Annotated in this window: 5 protein-coding genes; all 5 read left to right on the top strand. The window is 61.6% G+C overall.

Features of this window, described 5'->3' with window-relative positions:
- Nucleotides 1-398: hypothetical protein (locus tag BUE45_RS32300; protein WP_218619617.1), on the top strand; the 398-nt coding region annotated here is incomplete at its 5' end.
- Nucleotides 399-508: 110 nt separating this feature from the next.
- Nucleotides 509-766, top strand: a complete 258-nt coding sequence (locus BUE45_RS32295; RefSeq protein WP_143173565.1) for a hypothetical protein — start codon at nt 509-511, stop codon at nt 764-766.
- Nucleotides 767-915: 149 nt separating this feature from the next.
- Complete coding sequence (locus BUE45_RS33055; RefSeq protein ID WP_218619616.1) at nt 916-1,431, top strand: winged helix-turn-helix domain-containing protein; 516 nt, start codon at nt 916-918, stop codon at nt 1,429-1,431.
- On the top strand, nt 1,341-1,934 hold the full coding sequence (locus BUE45_RS30965) for a transposase (RefSeq protein WP_218619618.1): 594 nt from the start codon (nt 1,341-1,343) through the stop codon (nt 1,932-1,934). Before BUE45_RS33055 ends, BUE45_RS30965 begins: the two co-directional genes overlap by 91 nt.
- Before the next feature lie 146 nt (nt 1,935-2,080).
- Nucleotides 2,081-2,266, top strand: a 186-nt coding sequence (locus tag BUE45_RS30960) for a hypothetical protein (RefSeq protein ID WP_143173564.1), incomplete at its 3' end; no start/stop codon positions are given.

Below are 2,266 nucleotides of genomic sequence, written 5' to 3'. Positions count from 1 at the left end.
CCTGGGTCCAGGTCAACGCGATCCAGGCCTGGTCCCAGTCCGCCACGGTCCACAACCTGACGGTCCAGGGTGTTCACACCTACCATGTGGCCACGAAGTCGCTCGACGTCCTCAACCACAACTGTGATGGGCAAGTTGATTGGGTTCAGGAAAATGCATCAAAAGATGCAAATGCCCAGGCCTGTGAAGATGGCGCAATTGGGGCGAGATCGCGAATTTCGAGCGGCCTTAGGGAGGTCCCTGCTCTTGACTATATAGATCTCAAGGGGGAAACCAGGGCTGTTAAATTCGATGGATTTGATGAGGCCAATGGCGTAATGATCGACAGGAAAGTCGGAGTTGCTGCAACCGATAAAACGAGGGGTGCGATTATACGGCAATCTCTGGCGCTTGAGTAGAATGGGTACACTGGAATTTGGGAAGTTCCGAATCAGCGGGCTTATAACAGGGCAAACAGGCTCATAAGCGGCCTTGCTGTAACTAACATATCAGTCAGGAGAGTGATTCCGTGAGAGACTTCAATGTCCTTGTGCGAGCAATTGTCGACGCTGTTGTTCTGATGGAGATGTCTGACGACGACGACCTTAGTCCTGGTTTTGCTTCAGAGATATTGGATGGAATTGTTGCGGATCTCGATCGAATTTCCGAGAAGGGAAGGAAGGAGATTCGCTCGACCATTGATTCCCTTGTTCAATCTGAAGAAAATCCTCGCAGAAGGGAGATTATTGAGCAGTTGCCCGAGGGGCTTGGGGTGGTTGATGATTAATCCTTGCTTCGCCGCTCTGGCGGGGATCTGTCAAAGATGACTATCTGGGTCAAACTGCCGCCGACGAGGACTTCACTGAGGCTTGATTGTTTGTTTCCTGGCCGGGTACATACCCTCCTACCTGGAACTTCTCCACGAGGAGGGGCGTCATGGACGCCCACGACAAGCAACAATGCCGCTTGATGGCGGCTGCCCTGTTCGAGCAGGACGAGATGTCCGACGCCCGTATCGGCGAGGTGCTCGGCGTCACCGCCCGCGCGGTCAACAACTGGCAGCGCGCCTGGCACCAAGGCGGCACAGACGCGCTGATAAGCAAGGGCCGCACCGGCCCCAAGGGCTACCTGGACCCCGGCCAGCGCCACCAACTGCGGCAACTCCTGCGCCGGGGCGCCAAGGACTACGGCTTCACCACCGACGCCTGGCCCCTGAACCGGGTACGGCGGGTGATCGCCGAAAGCTTCGGGGCTGCCTACGCCGACCCGTCGGGGGTGTGGCGGCTGCTGAAGGCGATGGGATGGTCGGTCCAGGTCCTGGCCCGCCGCGCCCTCGAACGCGATGAGCAGGCCATCGCCGCCTGGATCGAGCAGACCTGGCCACAGATCGAAAAAAGGGGGCCCGGACCGGGGCCTGGATCCTCTTCGAAGACGAGGCTGGGGCGAGGCTGACCGGGGCTTTTTCCTGTACCTGGGCGCCGGTGGGGCAGAGCCCGGTGCTACACGTGGTCAAGGGCCGTCCAGCGAAGATGTCGATGGCCGCGGTGTGCTGCTACCGACCGGGTCACGCGCCGCGGATGCTGTTCCGCACCCGCCCGGGGTGGTACCGGGACCGTGCCCTGATCACGTTCGTGGACGGTGTCCACCGGGCCTTGGGCGCGCCGGTGATCCTGGTGTGGGACAACCTGGCTGCCCATCGCAGCCGGTGGATGCGCGCGGCGGTCCGGGCCCGGGAGTGGCTGGATGTGGAGTACCTGCCCGCCTATGCCCCGGAGCTGAACCCGGTGAAGGACGTCTGGTCCCATCTCAAGGGCACGGGGTTGGCCAACCTGGCAGCGCTGTCCTTCGCGGAGCTGGGCGAGGCGGTCCGGTCGGGGCTGCGCCGGCTGCGGCACCGCCCGGGTCTGCTGGAGGGGTTCCTCGCTCATACCGGACTCCAACTCGGAACCGAATAATCAAACCTCAGTGAGGGCTGATCTGCTCTTCTGATCTGGCATTTCGTCCATGAAATTCCTGGTCCGTGCAGGGACGGGTCCTCGCTTGTCACCGCAGTACACGCCGGACCACCGATCCGGAGACGGGTGAGCAGTCGGCTCGGACAGTGCTGGCGACGATCATCGGTTCGGGTGCGAAGGTGTTGGTGGAGATCACCATCGACCCGACCACCGAACGCGACGCTCCCGAGGGTGAGACCGTTTCCTCGGGTGTGGTCGAGGTCGACACCGAGAACGCGGGCATCCCGGGTCCGGTGGCGGCCGGTGACGTGGTCATTGCGACCGATGAGCAC

Source organism: Nocardiopsis flavescens (assembly GCF_900141985.1).
Lineage (GTDB): Bacteria > Actinomycetota > Actinomycetes > Streptosporangiales > Streptosporangiaceae > Nocardiopsis > Nocardiopsis flavescens.
This window is presented reverse-complemented; position numbering and strand designations above follow the sequence as displayed.

Coding starts and splice junctions, on each gene's coding strand:
- BUE45_RS33055 (WP_218619616.1), top strand. CDS start 916: ATGGACGCCCACGACAAGCAACAATGCCGCTTGATGGCGGCTGCCCTG.